At 57.9% G+C, this 13,889-nt stretch carries 19 protein-coding genes; 10 read left to right on the top strand and 9 right to left on the bottom strand.

The genetic code is table 11. The features are described 5' to 3' along the window. Nucleotides 1–57 precede the first annotated feature (57 nt). From AC2FIO_RS20385 to AC2FIO_RS20375, 3 genes are read left to right on the top strand one after another with little or no spacing between them, the layout of a single operon-like run. Entirely contained in the window at nt 58–441 is a 384-nt protein-coding gene (locus tag AC2FIO_RS20385) for an NADH:ubiquinone oxidoreductase subunit NDUFA12 (RefSeq protein WP_058272199.1), read from the top strand. Nucleotides 442–454: 13 nt separating this feature from the next. After that, a complete protein-coding gene (mlaD, locus tag AC2FIO_RS20380; protein WP_058272198.1) occupies nt 455–907 on the top strand; it encodes an outer membrane lipid asymmetry maintenance protein MlaD in 453 nt (150 codons plus the stop codon). Then, nucleotides 904–1,272 (top strand): DUF2155 domain-containing protein, encoded by a 369-nt coding sequence (locus AC2FIO_RS20375; protein ID WP_496699771.1) that lies wholly within the window; start codon nt 904–906, stop codon nt 1,270–1,272. Before mlaD ends, AC2FIO_RS20375 begins: the two co-directional genes overlap by 4 nt. Here the strand turns inward: AC2FIO_RS20375 and aat are convergent. From aat to AC2FIO_RS20355, 4 genes are all read right to left on the bottom strand, one after another. Continuing rightward, nucleotides 1,227–1,859 carry a leucyl/phenylalanyl-tRNA--protein transferase gene (gene aat / locus AC2FIO_RS20370; protein WP_058277012.1) on the bottom strand — a complete coding sequence of 211 codons (633 nt, stop codon included), beginning with the start codon at nt 1,857–1,859 and terminating at the stop codon, nt 1,227–1,229. The genes AC2FIO_RS20375 and aat overlap by 46 nt on opposite strands. 48 nt (nt 1,860–1,907) lie before the next feature. Then, the gene (accC, locus tag AC2FIO_RS20365; RefSeq protein WP_496699770.1) at nt 1,908–3,257 is read right to left on the bottom strand and encodes an acetyl-CoA carboxylase biotin carboxylase subunit; all 1,350 of its coding nucleotides are present in this window, start codon (nt 3,255–3,257) and stop codon (nt 1,908–1,910) included. A gap of 9 nt (nt 3,258–3,266) precedes the next feature. Next, nucleotides 3,267–3,758: an acetyl-CoA carboxylase biotin carboxyl carrier protein gene (accB, locus tag AC2FIO_RS20360; protein ID WP_058272194.1), complete on the bottom strand. Its 492-nt coding sequence runs from the start codon at nt 3,756–3,758 to the stop codon at nt 3,267–3,269. Between the two features lie 149 nt (nt 3,759–3,907). Then, the gene (locus AC2FIO_RS20355; RefSeq protein WP_058272193.1) at nt 3,908–4,444 is read right to left on the bottom strand and encodes a LuxR C-terminal-related transcriptional regulator; all 537 of its coding nucleotides are present in this window, start codon (nt 4,442–4,444) and stop codon (nt 3,908–3,910) included. Nucleotides 4,445–4,648: 204 nt separating this feature from the next. Here AC2FIO_RS20355 and AC2FIO_RS20350 point away from each other — a divergent pair, with 204 nt between their 5' ends. The 5 genes from AC2FIO_RS20350 to AC2FIO_RS20330 all read left to right on the top strand — a co-directional run bounded on the left by AC2FIO_RS20350 (nt 4,649) and on the right by AC2FIO_RS20330 (nt 10,562). Continuing rightward, complete coding sequence (locus AC2FIO_RS20350) at nt 4,649–5,944, top strand: helix-turn-helix domain-containing protein (RefSeq protein ID WP_496699769.1); 1,296 nt, start codon at nt 4,649–4,651, stop codon at nt 5,942–5,944. Between the two features lie 76 nt (nt 5,945–6,020). Beyond that, complete coding sequence (locus tag AC2FIO_RS20345; protein ID WP_058272302.1) at nt 6,021–6,401, top strand: response regulator transcription factor; 381 nt, start codon at nt 6,021–6,023, stop codon at nt 6,399–6,401. Then, nucleotides 6,398–6,700, top strand: a complete 303-nt coding sequence (locus tag AC2FIO_RS20340) for a hypothetical protein (protein ID WP_496699768.1) — start codon at nt 6,398–6,400, stop codon at nt 6,698–6,700. Before AC2FIO_RS20345 ends, AC2FIO_RS20340 begins: the two co-directional genes overlap by 4 nt. Continuing rightward, entirely contained in the window at nt 6,700–9,378 is a 2,679-nt protein-coding gene (locus AC2FIO_RS20335; RefSeq protein WP_496699767.1) for an ATP-binding protein, read from the top strand. The genes AC2FIO_RS20340 and AC2FIO_RS20335 overlap by 1 nt, the downstream gene beginning before the upstream one ends. Before the next feature lie 77 nt (nt 9,379–9,455). Continuing rightward, nucleotides 9,456–10,562 carry a FliM/FliN family flagellar motor C-terminal domain-containing protein gene (locus AC2FIO_RS20330; protein WP_496699766.1) on the top strand — a complete coding sequence of 369 codons (1,107 nt, stop codon included), beginning with the start codon at nt 9,456–9,458 and terminating at the stop codon, nt 10,560–10,562. 18 nt (nt 10,563–10,580) lie between these two features. On the opposite strand, the gene AC2FIO_RS20325 is transcribed toward AC2FIO_RS20330, so the two are convergent. The 4 genes from AC2FIO_RS20325 to AC2FIO_RS20310 are packed head-to-tail and all read right to left on the bottom strand — an operon-like array spanning nt 10,581 to nt 12,771. Continuing rightward, nucleotides 10,581–11,012, bottom strand: coding sequence for a protein tyrosine phosphatase family protein (locus AC2FIO_RS20325; protein ID WP_108861797.1), 432 nt, complete (start codon nt 11,010–11,012; stop codon nt 10,581–10,583). Between the two features lie 9 nt (nt 11,013–11,021). Further along, on the bottom strand, nt 11,022–11,453 hold the full coding sequence (locus AC2FIO_RS20320; protein WP_058272301.1) for a DUF6691 family protein: 432 nt from the start codon (nt 11,451–11,453) through the stop codon (nt 11,022–11,024). Further along, on the bottom strand, nt 11,453–11,875 hold the full coding sequence (locus AC2FIO_RS20315) for a YeeE/YedE family protein (RefSeq protein ID WP_058272188.1): 423 nt from the start codon (nt 11,873–11,875) through the stop codon (nt 11,453–11,455). Before AC2FIO_RS20315 ends, AC2FIO_RS20320 begins: the two co-directional genes overlap by 1 nt. A 32-nt stretch (nt 11,876–11,907) precedes the next feature. Further along, nucleotides 11,908–12,771 (bottom strand): MBL fold metallo-hydrolase, encoded by an 864-nt coding sequence (locus AC2FIO_RS20310; RefSeq protein WP_108861820.1) that lies wholly within the window; start codon nt 12,769–12,771, stop codon nt 11,908–11,910. Between the two features lie 245 nt (nt 12,772–13,016). Between AC2FIO_RS20310 and AC2FIO_RS20305 the strand changes: the two genes are divergently transcribed. After that, on the top strand, nt 13,017–13,232 hold the full coding sequence (locus tag AC2FIO_RS20305; RefSeq protein WP_282119966.1) for a hypothetical protein: 216 nt from the start codon (nt 13,017–13,019) through the stop codon (nt 13,230–13,232). 9 nt (nt 13,233–13,241) lie between these two features. On the opposite strand, the gene AC2FIO_RS20300 is transcribed toward AC2FIO_RS20305, so the two are convergent. Next, nucleotides 13,242–13,460 carry a hypothetical protein gene (locus AC2FIO_RS20300; protein WP_109313464.1) on the bottom strand — a complete coding sequence of 73 codons (219 nt, stop codon included), beginning with the start codon at nt 13,458–13,460 and terminating at the stop codon, nt 13,242–13,244. Nucleotides 13,461–13,620: 160 nt separating this feature from the next. On the opposite strand from AC2FIO_RS20300, the gene AC2FIO_RS20295 reads away from it, so the two are divergent. After that, the gene (locus tag AC2FIO_RS20295) at nt 13,621–13,887 is read left to right on the top strand and encodes a DUF2312 domain-containing protein (protein ID WP_058272185.1); all 267 of its coding nucleotides are present in this window, start codon (nt 13,621–13,623) and stop codon (nt 13,885–13,887) included. Nucleotides 13,888–13,889: the final 2 nt, after the last annotated feature.

Genomic DNA, 13,889 nt, shown 5'->3' with positions numbered 1-13,889 from the left:
GGACCTTAGTGAGGCTTTGGTCCATATCTGCGGGTACAGAAATGCCGGAGGCAGCTGATGGGAATCCTAAACAGTCTTTTGCGGGCCGTAACCTGGTGGAACGGATCCACATTGAACACGCAGATTTACACATCGCGTAAGGGTATCAAGGTCGGTGAAGACGACGAAGGCAACGTGTTTTACCACAATGCTGACGACAGTAGACGTTGGGTGATTTTCAATGGTGAGGCTGAGGCGAGCCGGGTTGATCCGGATTGGCATGGCTGGCTGCACCGCACCTGGGATGAGCCGCCGACGGACAAACCGCTGAAACACAAATCCTGGGAAAAACCGCATCAGGAAAATCTGACAGGCTCTGCTTTGGCTTATGCACCAGCAGGTTCTTTGCGCCGCCCGGACCCGGTCGAGCGTAAGGACTACGAGGCCTGGAGCCCGGAATAACACGAGGCGAGCAATGTCGAGTTATAATGCAACCGAAGTTCTGGTCGGTGGGGTCGTCTTAGCCTGTGCCGTCGCATTTGGCGTTTACGCCAGCCAATCCACCGGCCTGTCGCAAAGCAGTGGCGGCTATGAACTGGGCGCCTCTTTCCGTTCCTTGGAAGGGGTAGGCGTCGGCACCGACGTACGCCTTGCTGGTGTCAAGATCGGCACTGTAACCGGTGTAGACCTGAATCCCGAAACCTATCGCGCCGATACCACCTTCTCGATCTCTGACGGAATTCTGGTGCCGGACGACAGTGCGATTGTCATCTCATCCGAAGGGCTGCTGGGCGGCAACTTTGTCGAGGTTATGCCGGGTGGTTCGCCGTTCTACTTTGAAGCGGGCGATCAAGTCGAAGATACGCAAGGTGCCGTCAGTCTGATTTCCCTGCTGGTCAAGTTTGTCGCCGGGGACGGAAGCGAATGAAGCGATTTGCCCTGATTGCAGCGTTGCTGGTCGCGACGGGGGCCACGGCCCAGCAAAAAGCCCAATCCGGTCCTGGCGCATTGCTGCGTGGTCTGGACAAGGTCAGCGGTCAAACTGTCGATGTTGAAATGCGGAATGGTCAGACATTGCCGGTTTTTGGGTTGGATGTGGCCTTGGGCGATTGTCGCTATCCAGCGGACAACCCGACCGGTGATGCATTTGCCTATCTGACGATCTGGGAAAAAGGCAGGACAGATCAACTGTTTGACGGTTGGATGATTGCCACGTCGCCCGCATTGAACGCGCTGGACCATGCGCGTTATGACGTCTGGGTGATGCGCTGTATCACTGCATCGGGCGACTGAGGCACTGCTGCCACGAAATCTGCACTGGCATTGATCGCCTCTTCAAGCGTGTTCCGATATTGCGTGCGCGGAATCTCGATCGCTCCCAGAGACGCCAGATGAGCGGTCAGAAACTGGGTGTCAAACAAGCGAAACCCGGTTTGGCGCAAGCGATCCACGAGATAGGCCAGCGCTATTTTCGAGGCATCCTTTCGGCGGGAAAACATGCTTTCGCCGAAAAACGCCGCACCCAGTGTAACGCCATAAACGCCGCCGACCAGTGCGTCCTCATCCCAGACCTCCAGCGAATGGGCTCGGCCCGCGAGGTGGAGTTGTTGATAAAGGTGGCGCAATTCTGCATTGATCCAGGTGTCTGCCCGATCAGCGCAGCCATCGACCACTCCGGCAAAATCGCGGTTGATGCTGATGGAAAAGCCGGACTTTCGAATGCGGCGTGCGAGGCTGCGCGAGATGTGAAAGCCATCTAACGGAAAAACGCCACGAAACTTGGGATCGACCCAGAACAGTTCCGGGTCATCGCGGTGTTCGGCCATCGGGAAAATTCCAATGGAATAGCCGTGTAGCAAAAGTTCAGGGGTCAGGCTCATGCGCAATACCCGGGGACCAGAGCGCAAGTGCCCTCTGGTCCTGTGGTTTTATTGGGCCATATTCGCCGCAAGCCAGTGTTCCAGCCAGTGAATGTTGTAATCACCGTTGTGGATTTCCGGCTCTTGCAGCAACGCATGGAACAGCGGCACGGTTGTATCGATACCGTCCACGATCAGTTCGCCCAATGCGCGATCTAGCCGTGCCAGCGCCTCGGCCCGGTCGCGGCCATGTACGATCAACTTGGCAATCAGCGAGTCGTAATATGGTGGAATCGAATACCCATCATACAGCGCCGAATCCATCCGCACACCCAGACCGCCGGGGGCATGAAAGGCCGAGATCCTACCCGGGCAGGGTGAGAAGTTCGGCAGCTTTTCTGCATTGATCCGGACCTCAATGGCGTGGCCGTTGATCACAAGATCGTCCTGACCAAACGACATCGGTTCGCCAGCTGCGACGAGAATTTGTTCGCGCACCAGATCGACGCCAAAGATGCCCTCGGTCACCGGGTGTTCTACCTGCAGGCGGGTGTTCATCTCGATGAAGTAGAACTCACCGTTCTCATACAAGAACTCGATGGTTCCGGCGCCAATATAATTGATCTTGGCCACGGCGTCCGCGCAGACTTTACCGATCTTGGCGCGCTCTTCCGGGGTGATGCTGGGGCCGGGTGCCTCTTCAAACACCTTCTGGTGGCGGCGCTGCAGCGAGCAGTCGCGTTCGCCCAGATGCACAGCCTTGCCCTTGCCGTCACCAAAGACCTGGATCTCGATATGGCGGGGCGTGGTCAGGTATTTCTCGATATAGACCTCGTCATTGCCAAAGGCGGCTTTGCCCTCGGCACGTGCGGTCATAAATGCGCTTTCCATCTCATCCGCGCTCATCGCGACTTTCATACCGCGACCGCCGCCGCCAGCGGTGGCTTTGATGATGACGGGGTAACCAAATTCCTCACCGATTTTCTTGGCCGTCTCCAGATCGGGCACGCCGCCGTCCGAACCCGGAACACAAGGCACACCCAGCGCCTTCATCGTGTCCTTGGCGGTGATCTTGTCGCCCATGACGCGGATGTGCTCGGCAGTGGGGCCGATAAAGATGATGCCGTGGTCTTCGACGATCTGCACGAATTCGGCATTCTCGGACAGGAAGCCATAGCCGGGGTGGATCGCCTGCGCGCCAGTGATTTCACACGCCGAGATGATCGCGGGCACCGACAAGTAGCTTTGCGGGCTGGGCGGAGGGCCGATGCAGACCGATTCGTCCGCCATGCGCACATGCATCGCGTCGCTATCGGCGGTGGAGTGGACGGCGACCGTCTTAATCCCCATCTCGCGGGCAGCGCGGATGACCCGCAGGGCGATCTCGCCTCGGTTGGCAATCAGGATCTTGTCGAACATGGGACCGCCTTACTCAACGATGACCAGAGGGGTGCCGAATTCCACCGCATCACCGTCACCGACCAGAATGCGTTTGATGGTTCCGGATTTGGGCGCGTGAATGTGGTTCATGGTTTTCATCGCTTCGACAATCAGCAGTGTGTCGCCTTCGGACACCGATGCGCCGACGCTGATGAAGGAAGGTGCGCCCGGTTCGGGCTGCATATAAACGGTTCCTACCATGGGCGAGGTGACAGCGCCCGGGTGGCTGGCCGGATCTTCCTGTGCCGCCGGAGCTTCGACAGGTGCAGCGGCTGCTGCTACGGGTGCTGGTGCCGCTGCCGGTACGGCCATCTGAACAGGGGCGGGCGCGACCTGCGACATACGGCTGACGCGGACATTCAAACTGTCGTCATCACCATATTCGCGCATGACTTCCAGTTCGGTCAGGTCATTTTCGCGTAGCAGTTCGGCCAGTGCCTTGATGAATGCCACGTCCGCTTCGTGTTTGGTATCTGTCATGAGTGTCCTCGACGGTTCCCCTTTGGCCCGTCTGTTCTCGCGGGCTTTGGTCTGATTACGCAGCGTTATAAGCTATGCGGACGGTCATGAAAAGCGCAGTCTCGGCATGTCAGATGGGGGTTTTGCCCAATATTTCGGGGGGAAACGGATTAAAGGGGCATGCCTGAGAGTTTTGCCACAAGTTCAGGTAGTTTGCGCGCGCCGAACTTCTCTAGCAGACGGGCGCGGTAAGCCTCGATTGTGCGATAGCTCAGCCCCAACTCGACGCCGATTTCCTTGGCGGACAGACCACGGCAGGACATGATGGCAACTTCGCGTTCGCGGGTTGTCAGTTCGACCAGCGGGCGGTCTTCTGAGATGTCGGAAAAGCTCCAGATGCCATGGCGAAACGGGTCGTCCGGTGTCAGGGATCGTCCGCGTGCACGGCACCAAAACAAGTCCCCGTCGCGCCGGCGCATGACCCGTTCGTCAGTGTAATATCCTGTGTCCTGCATCGCTTTCAGGCCGCGCTGTCCGATCCTCTCCCAATCCGCGACCGAAGGGTAGAGGTGCAATAGGGGCATGTTGCGATACTCTGCTTCTTCGCCGCCAAAGGTGCGGGCGAATTGCAGATTGCAGCGTCGGATGATGCGGTTTTCCAACTCGACCAATCCGATGGGGGCATATTCGAAAGCTGGATCGCTCATTCGGCTATCGTGCAAGGATTTCAGGAAAATTAGAAGAGGGTGGATGCAGATTTGGCGGATTGCGCGCCGGTCGCAGGGGCAAAAGGTCTTGGTATTTTGTGGTCAAGCCTGTGAAGATTGTAAATAGGCTATGAAAACTACCAGTTAAGAACTAGAAATCTAAAGGGAGTTTTGAAAACGATTGAGTGAATTGGGTGAAATAACATGCGCGACACGCTGACGGGTAGCCGCATTCGCGAGCGACGCCAAATCTCAGGTTTACGGCAGGCCGAGCTTGCGCGGCAGGTTGGGATCTCGGCGTCCTATTTGAATCTGATCGAACACAATCGCCGCCGGATCGGAGGCAAGTTGTTGGTGGATATCGCCAATGCGCTGTCTGTTGAGCCTTCGCTGCTGACCCAAGGGATTGAGGCGACGCTGATTTCAGCGCTGCGCGAGGCTGCTGCAGATGCGGTTGGACAACAGGCCGAAGTGGACGCGCTGGAAGAGTTCGCAGGTCGGTTTCCCGGGTGGGCCGGAGTTCTGGCGCAGATGCATCGCCGGGTCGTCTCGCTTGAGCGCACGGTTGAAACCCTGTCCGACCGACTGACGCATGATCCACATCTTGCCGCGTCGATGCACGAGGTGCTGTCAACGGCCGCTGCCATTCGTTCAACGGCAGGGATTCTGGCCGACACGCAGGAAATCGAGCCCGAGTGGCGCGATCGGTTCCACCGTAACCTGCACCAGGATGCTGAAAGGCTAGCTGACAGTTCCAAGTCTCTAGTGGCATATTTGGATGATTCTGAGGCGGACGATGACCGCCGCGGTGTTCCCTCGGAGGATGCTGAGGCTTTTTTTCAGGCCAACAGCTACCATTTCCCGCAGATAGAAGCGGGCGGAAGCGGCGCGGACATTGACCTGAGCGCAATTGAATCGGCGGCAGCGCGGACTGTGACCAAGGGATATCTGGATACCTACGCCGCAGATGTCAGAGCCATGCCTCTGGACGACTTACAGAAGGCTCTGACCGAGGCCGAGCCTGATCCGCTGGCTCTGGCGGCACGGTTTTCAGTAGATATCCCGACAGTCCTGCGGCGGCTGGCTACATTGCCCGAAGGATATCTAGGGCGGCCCACCGGGCTGGTGGTCTGTGACGCGTCCGGCAGTATCCTGTTCAGTAAATCCGTGCCGGGTTTCGCCATGCCACGCTTTGGCGAAGCCTGCCCGTTTTGGCCCATCTTTCAGGCGCTGAACAGACCATTGGTTCCGATCCGCAAACGTGTTGTGCAATTGGGCCGAACAGCGGCCGAGTTCGACTGCTATGCCTACGCGTGGCCGCAGGCAGTTTCAGGATATGACGATGCGCCGGCCTATCATTCAGTCATGCTTGTCCGAGCGGTGGAAGAGGGGGCTCCGAGCGCGCAATCCGTGACCCGGGTCGGCCCAAGCTGCCGGGTTTGCCCGAATGACGCCTGTGCATCGCGCCGCGAGCCGTCGATTTTGAGCGAAGGTTTTTGACAGTTTCCTGACAGAAGGCTTAAGCTGACGCCGACAGGTTCACGGACAGAACCTGTCATGGGGAGGAATGGAACATATGAGCCGTAAGGTTCTGTTAATTGAGGATGAGCCCAACATCGCTGAGGCCATTCGATTTTTGCTGACCCGCGAGGGATGGCAGGTTGAAACGCACGCAGAAGGGTCGGATGCGATAGAAGTAATTCAGGGCGCAAACCCTGATCTGGTCATTCTGGACGTTATGCTGCCCGGCAAAAGCGGGATGGAGATTTTGCGCAACCTGCGCGAGCTTGAGGGCATGCAGCATTTGCCCGTTTTGATGCTGACAGCGCGCGGGCAATCGCGCGACCGGGAAATGGCTGAAAATGCCGGGGTCAGCCGCTTTATGACCAAACCGTTTTCCAACGCCGAAGTGCTGACAGCGGTGCGAGACCTGCACGCGCAGGCAACGCGGTCATGAACTCGGGCGAAGATCGCAAACCCCAAGGGGTCCGGCCTTCGCTATTTCTCGAGCGTCAAAGTTATCGCCGCCGCAGGTTGATGGATGCCGCGCGTCTTTTGCCCATTCTGGGGGCGGCTCTTGTTGCCATTCCGCTGCTCTGGCCAAGCCAAGGCGCATCTGATGATGGTGTGCCGCTGTCTTCAGCAATTCTGTATATCTTCACGTGCTGGGCTTTGCTGATCATAATCAGTCTGATCTTTGGATTTGCAGCCAGACGAATGGTTGTAAGTGACGATGCTGAGGCAGAGTCGGATTGATGGCCACACTAAACGTTCTGATCCTGGTTTGCCTCGGCTATGTCGTTCTGTTGTTCGGGGTGGCTTTTGCCGCTGACCGGATGGCGGCCGCTGGCCGAGGGGCGTGGTTGCGGTCTCCGCTGATTTATACCTTGTCGCTGTCGATTTATTGCACGGCTTGGACCTTTTACGGCGCGGTCGGAAATGCTGCGCGGTCCGGGTTGGAATTTGTCACCATCTATCTTGGCCCGACGCTGGTGATGCTCAGCTGGTGGTGGGGGCTGCGCAAGCTCGTGCGGGTCGGACGCACCCAGCGGGTAACCTCCATCGCGGACCTGATTTCCTCGCGATACGGAAAATCCAACACGCTGGCCATTTGCGTGACCATTCTGGCCGTTTTGGGTGGAACGCCCTACATCGCTTTGCAGCTGCAATCAATCACCCTGTCTTTTTCCATCTTTGCCGAGGCTGATCCCTCGGGCCTCTACCGAGAAGGTTCCAGTGTGTTTTGGGTGGCTGCGGGCCTGGCGGTATTTGCGATCCTGTTTGGTACTCGAAACCTGGACGCGAATGAGCGTCACCACGGCGTGGTCACCGCCATTGCGTTGGAATCGGTCGTCAAACTGTTTGCCTTGCTTGCGGTTGGTGTCTTCGTGGTTTGGGGCGTTGCGGGTGGTATTGGTCCGATGATGGATCGCATCGATGCCTCGGAGATCGGGCAATGGAATGTGGATGCCGGACGTTGGACGACCTTCATCTTCCTCTCGGCCGCCGCATTCATCTGTTTACCGCGGATGTTTCAGGTGATGGTGGTTGAGAACGCGGATGAGGGACACCTGAGAACCGCTGCCTGGGCTTTCCCGTTATATCTGCTGTTGATGAGCCTGTTTGTCGTGCCCATCGCCGTCGTGGGGCTGGATTTGATGCCCGAAGGCTCGAACCCTGACCTGTTCGTGCTGACGGTGCCCTTGTCGCAAGGGAACGACTGGCTGGCGATGCTGTCGTTTATCGGCGGGTTTTCCTCGGCCACGTCTATGGTCATCGTGACGGCAATGGCGCTGTCGACCATGGTGTCGAACCATCTGGTCATGCCGATCTGGCTGAGCACGCAAGGGGGCGCGGGTTCGGTCTCGGGTGATGTGCGTAACGTGGTGCTGATGGCGCGGCGCGTGTCCATCGCGGTGATCATGGCGCTGGGTTACTATTACTACCGCTTGTCAGGCGGTGGGGCGGCGCTGGCGTCGATCGGGCTGGTGGCCTTCGCGGGCATTTCCCAGATCCTGCCAGCGCTGGTTGGAGGGTTGTTCTGGCGCGGGGCCACGCGAACCGGGGCGTTGGTTGGGTTAACGGTTGGTTTTGTGCTGTGGATTTACACCTTGTTACTACCGGGGATGGGCGGCGCAATAATGCCCGACTCGGTATTGCAAAACGGCCCCTTCGGGTGGGGCTGGCTGCGTCCACGGGCCCTGTTCGGGATCGAAGGAATGGACCCCATGGTCCACTCGGTTATGTGGTCATTGGCGTTGAACACGGCTGCATTCTGCGCCGCGTCCCTGCTGAGCTTTCCCAGCCCGTTGGAGCGTCTTCAGGGCGCGCAGTTCGTCAATGTTTTTGACCACTCGGTCTCACCGGCTGGTTGGACCGGGTCGGTGGCGCAAAGCGAAGACCTGATGATCATGACACAGCGCATTCTGGGCTCTGGCCCGGCGCAGGAGTTCTTTCAGCACGAGGCCGAAGCACAGGGTGGACGGACAAGCCTGCCGGAACCCACGCCGGGTTTTTTGGAAAGACTGGAACGTGAACTCAGCGGCTCGGTCGGCGCGGCCACGGCCCATGCGATGATCGGGCAGATTGTCGGTGGATCGTCCGTTTCGGTTGAGGACTTGCTTGCGGTGGCTGACGAGTCGGCGGAACTGTTGGAATATTCCAGCCAGCTTGAGGCCAAATCCGCCGAGCTCAGCCGTACCGCGCGCCAATTGCGGGAGGCGAATACCAAGCTGACGCAGATCTCGGAACAAAAAGACGGGTTCCTTAGTCAGGTCAGCCATGAATTGCGGACTCCGATGACTTCAATCCGGGCCTTTTCCGAGATCATGCGCGATACGGATGGTCTGAGTGCCGAAGAGCAAACGCGCTATGCCGCGATCATCCATGATGAGGCCCTGCGGCTGACGCGCCTGCTGGACGATTTGCTGGACCTGAGCGTTCTGGAAAGCGGTCGTGTAAGCCTGAATATGGGTGGGGATACCCTTGGTTCGATCCTGGATCGGGCGGTCTCCAGCGCATTGGCGGGGTCGCATCCAAAACTCAGGATTCGGCGCGCGCGGCCGTCCGAGCGTATTCCGCTGAACACTGATCTCGATCGGTTGGGGCAGGTCTTTATCAATCTGATTTCGAACGCGCAGAAATATTGCGACGCGGATGAACCCGTTCTGACCATCTCGGCCCATGATGTCGGGGGGCAGGTCGTCATTGATTTCACCGATAACGGCAGTGGCATCCCGCCCGAAGCGCAGTCGATGGTGTTTGAAAAGTTTGCCCGTGTCGGTGGGGACAAGGCGGGTGGCGCTGGTCTGGGGCTGGCGATCTGCCGCGAGATCATGCAGCGTCTGGGCGGCGAGATCAGTTATCTTCCCGGCCAGGGCGGCGCGGCCTTTCGGGTCCGCCTTCCGCTGGCGCACCGGCAAGCTGCGCAATGATACGAGCATAAAGACATTGGTAACCCGCCTCGGGTTAGACCGGATACCAGGTTCAGAAACTCAAATCGGTATCGGGCATGACGCAGTCTGTCAGCACAGCTTTGGCGCGCAAACTTTCAGCGGGACAAGAGGAACAATGTGAAAAGCCGCGTTCCGTTCTTCGTGCCCTTCGACTGGCCTTTGCGCGAACGGCAGGGGATCAGTTCCAGCTGCCGCTATCGGTGATCGGTGCAAGGCAGTCTCTCAAAGCTCAGGACACGCTGGCTGAGGTGATTGATGCGGACTGGATGCTGCTGCGCCTGGGCAACGCGGACGGGATGTCCACTGCGATTTGCGTGGATATGGGGGTCGTGTCAGCGGTCGTGCAAGTGCAGACAATTGGTGAAGTTATGCCGAACCCGCCAACAGCACGGGCGTACACAGATACGGATGCAGCAATGGTGGCGCCGCTGGTCGAAGACGCTTTGACCAGGGCCGTCGCGCTGGTCGATACAGCCGCCGATCAATCCAGTCTTGCCGGTTATGAATTCCGGGCGCGGATGGCGGATCTGCGTTCATTGTCGCTGGCTATGGTCGAAGACGCATATCGCGTGTTTGACCTGACGGTAGAACTTGGCGGCGGGCTACGACAGGGGCAGATCACAGTCCTGTTGCCCGATACACCGTCAGAGCAGGGGGCCGATGATGAAATTCAAGTTGCTGCCGGCCCGAAGCTTGAGCAAGCGTCGGGGGTTGTCCGGGCCGAATTGAATACGGTGATCGGTAGGATGTCAGTGCCATTGGTAACCCTGTCCGGGCTGTCAGTTGGGGATGTCCTTCCGTTGACCGGATCACGGCTGGATCGTGCGGAAATCCTGACAATTGGTCGAACGCGGGCTGCAATTGGACGTTTGGGACAATGCGGAGGAATGCGCGCAGTACGGTTGAACGAATGTGCTTCGGCTGCGGCGCTGGAGCAAGCTGAAATGCCCGAGTTTCTGGAAGCGCGAAGCAGCGCGCCAGTTCCGGACACTCTGAAAGATCCGATGCCAATCGATCCCGCGCATGAGGTCGTACCGATAGATGAAGTGGCATTGAACGAATTGGAGGGCGATCTGGGCTTTGGTAGCCCGGATCAGATGGCGGCCGAGATTTCGCAACTGGCAGGTCTGACGGGATTGGACGACGTTCCCGATGCAACCTGACCTGAGCGCCAAAGGTCCTTAGCCGTCAGAACCGCGCATATGCTCCAGCGCGGGGCGCAGGTTGTCCAGCATGTAACCTGCCTTGGTTGTGGCCTCGAGGATCTCGTCCGCGCTCATGTGGTCGCACTGACCCAAAGCCCAAACCACCGAGCAGCGCGTGCCCGACGCGCAATAGGCTAAGACGGGGCCAGAGCAGCTTTCAGCCAATTCTCGTTGCAGGGCAACATTGCCGGGCGTCATGGTCTGGTGGGTCAGTTCCAGAACCTCATATTCCATCCCGGCTGCCCGGACGGCCTGTCCGATTGCATCCGACTGCATGGTTGGTGGAACTTCCGTATTGGGACGGTTGCAGATGACCTTAACGAAACCAGCTGCGGCGATGGCTGGGACGTCCTCGACCGTGATTTGGGGCGAGACGGCATAGCGGGGGGTTATTGGTCGAATCTCCATGGCAATTGCTTAGGCCGCGTTTGCGGATCTGTCCAGTTGTGCACCAAGCCCGGGCGCCGCAAACATTCCCGTGATCATCGCAGCCAGAAACACGAGGCCGCCAAGGCCGCCATAGGTGATGGACGCGATGGCAGGTCCAGGACAAAGCCCGGACAAGCCCCAGCCCATGCCAAACATCACGGAACCGATAATCAGGCGGCGGTCCAGCTCGGGCGGGCTCATCTTAGGAAACTGACCACCGGTCAGCGGCCTGTGGTGGGCCGTCATTCTCCAAGCGATGAGCATCGGCAGGATCGCGCCGCCCATCACAAATGCCAGGGTGGGATCCCAGTTTCCGAACACATCCAACCACCCCTGAACCTTGGTGGTATCGGTCATGCCCGAGATCAAAAGGCCGGCACCAAACAGAGATCCAGCCAGCATTGATACGAGAACCCGCATCAAATCAGCCCCCATACATGGCGCATCAGGGCAATTGTTGCCCCGCCTGCGCCGATATAGATCAACGTCGCGATGATGCCCCTGACGGAGAATCGAGAAATACCACATACACCGTGCCCCGAGGTGCATCCATTGGCAATGCGCGTTCCTGCGCCAACCAAAAGGCCGGCGATGACGATCACTGCGAAATTGTCGGTCAGATGTGTCATGGGCGCAGAAGAGAGCAGGGGGCTCAAAACAAGCGGTGTCGCGATGACGCCTGCGATGAAGCTTAGGCGTTCTAACGTGCGGTCACTGCCATCAACCAGCCCGCCTAGAATCCCACTGGCACCCATGATGCGCCCATTGCCCAGAAGGTAGACTGCGGCGCCCAGGCCGATCAGCAGGCCACCGGCAAGCCCCCAAATCCATTCAATGTACATTCGTTATCCTCAGTTCGCCTGATGGGTCTGCGTCACAACTTGTTGATCGGCACCTTCAGGAATACGTCGCCCTGTTCGTCCGCAGGCGGCATCTGTCCGGCCCGCATATTGACCTGCAGGGACGGCAGGATCAGGCGCGGCATGGGCAGGGTCGCATCGCGGGCATCACGCATCTCGACAAATTCCTCGATTGATTTGCCTTGTCCGATATGGACGTTCAGGGCTTTTTGCTCTCCGACAGTGGTCTCCCAGGCAAATTCATCACGTCCCGGAGCTTTGTAGTCATGGCCAACAAAGATGCGCGTCTCATCCGGCAGGGCCAGGATCTTCTGGATCGACTCGAACAGCATTTCCGAAGACCCACCGGGAAAATCGCATCGCGCGGTGCCGAAATCCGGCATGAACAGCGTGTCACCGACAAATGCCGCGTCTCCGATCACATATGTCATGCAGGCGGGCGTATGGCCGGGCGTGTGGAAAACATCGCCACGCATCTGCCCAACATGGAAGCTGTCGCCATCGCGGAACAAAGCATCGAACTGACTGCCGTCGCGCTGAAACTCAGTCCCTTCATTGAAGATTTTCCCGAAGGTTTCCTGGATCGTAACGATCTGTTCACCGATACCGATCTTTCCGCCCAGTTCCTGTTGCAGATAGGGTGCCGCCGAAAGGTGGTCGGCATGCACATGGCTTTCCAGAATCCACTCGACCCTTAGCTCATTGTCGCGAACATAAGCGACGATCTGATCCGCCGAGTCGGTCTTCGTTCGGCCCGAGGCGTGATCGAAGTCCAGAACGCTGTCGACGATTGCGCAGGCCGTCCCTTCGGGTTCCTGCACAAGGTATGAGACCGTATTGGTTTCAGGGTCGAAAAACGCTTTCACAATTGGTGTCATCTGGCTCTCCGTCAGCGCGCAGTTTATCATATATGTTTTTCAGAATATGATGCAACCGGCATTCTTTGATTTGATGCGTGTCAAGGCAAGTTAATCCAAATCCGATTAGAATTTAATCATTCTGCCTTAGGTTGCCGATACCGGGTGGGCGACAGGCAGATTTCCGCGCGTTTGTTCGCCAGGATAACCAGGTCTTAAAACCGTTACCTATATCGGCGACAGTGATAGAAATTGGGAGGAATAAAATGTCTGCAAAAAGTTTGTATTCCGAAGCCGAACATCTGGAGCAAAAGCTGCAGAATGCCTGTTTTGAGACCCGGCTTGCGCTTCAGCCCAGTGTAACCAAAGTGATTGATCGGATGCGTAAGGAAGGCATGCACGTGCCATCGCGCCTGCGGCACCTGGATGCGGCTTTGTGCGAAGATGCCATAGAGGCGCAGTTCGACAATATGCCGGTCTGAGGCGAAGTATCAGCCGAACGAGATTCCCAAGATCACCAGCATCAGGCCAATCACAGAAAGAAAAAGCGACGCCAGGTTCCACGGCAGAACGCTTTGAACAGCGGCGCGCAATTCATCGTCCGACAGGCCGGATTTGCGCGCTTTCATCACACGCAAGATACACCAAACCAGACCCAGCAGGCCAGCTAGTGACAGGGCGGCACCGCCCCAGGTGATGAATTCGAACATGGTTCCCACATTTTTCCGCAAATCCTGTTTGCGCTTAGCGGATCGACCGACCGCGCACAAGCCCATCGAGGATTGGATGCTTGCAGCCCACGCGACGGCAAGGTATCCGGCTAACTGCCGTTGCTAATGCATCAGATCGCAGCCTTTTGGAGAGATGAATATGGAAGACGTGACCGAAGATCAGGCCGCCGCCAACTACCGTGTAACAGCGGGCGAGCTGCGTCAGTTCGTAGAACGGATCGAACGCCTGGATGCCGAAAAAAAGGACCTGGCGGAGCAGCAGAAAGAGGTCATGGCCGAAGCCAAAGCCCGCGGTTACGACACAAAAGTGATGCGCAAGGTCATTGCGCTGCGCAAACGCGACAAGGACGATATCGCCGAAGAAGAGGCGGTACTTGAAATGTATAAGGAAGCGTTGGGCATGTGAGC

It is taken from the genome of Ruegeria sp. CDSB086 (assembly GCF_059611065.1).
The sequence above is the reverse complement of the archived record's forward strand: the minus strand, read 5'-3'. Positions and strand labels throughout refer to the sequence as shown.